The organism is Listeria sp. SHR_NRA_18, from assembly GCF_003856515.1.
Classification (GTDB): domain Bacteria; phylum Bacillota; class Bacilli; order Lactobacillales; family Listeriaceae; genus Listeria_A; species Listeria_A newyorkensis.
In genome coordinates, this window is sequence record NZ_QPKR01000075.1 from 1 (window position 1) to 427 (window position 427).

1 protein-coding gene is annotated in these 427 nt (G+C 50.6%); it reads left to right on the forward strand.

Annotation, left to right across the window (positions count from 1 at the left end; translation table 11 throughout):
• Positions 1 to 427 (forward strand): MFS transporter (locus DUK53_RS17210; RefSeq protein ID WP_143813233.1); only part of this gene is annotated, 427 nt, incomplete at both ends.

A 427-nucleotide genomic window follows, 5' to 3' on the forward strand; every position in this document is an offset into this window, starting at 1 on the left:
CGATAATCTTGGTCGTGAGTGGTTTCTTTACCGATTGGCATACCCTGCTACCCGCGTTGCTTTTTGTCAGCTACTTCTTTTTTGGTGTTGCCCTCCCGGCAAGTAATGCCCTTGTCGCCGATCTATCTACCCCTGCCAATCGCAATGCGGTGATGTCGCTAAGCTATCTTGCCTACAATCTGGGCTCTGGCGTTGGCCCGGTTCTGGCTGGCTATCTTTTCTGGCACTACACTGCCTGGATTTTTTGGGGCAATGGCCTCGCAGGCCTGATAGGCGTAATCATCGTTTTAATGTATGTAACCAATCCTGCCGACAATCGGGTAACAAACTATCGGGAACACTCAGAACTGGAAGAAGCCACAGATGCTTCGGTATGGCAAGTGTTCAAGCAAAGGCCTCGGCTGCTGGTATTCGGCGTGTTATGTAT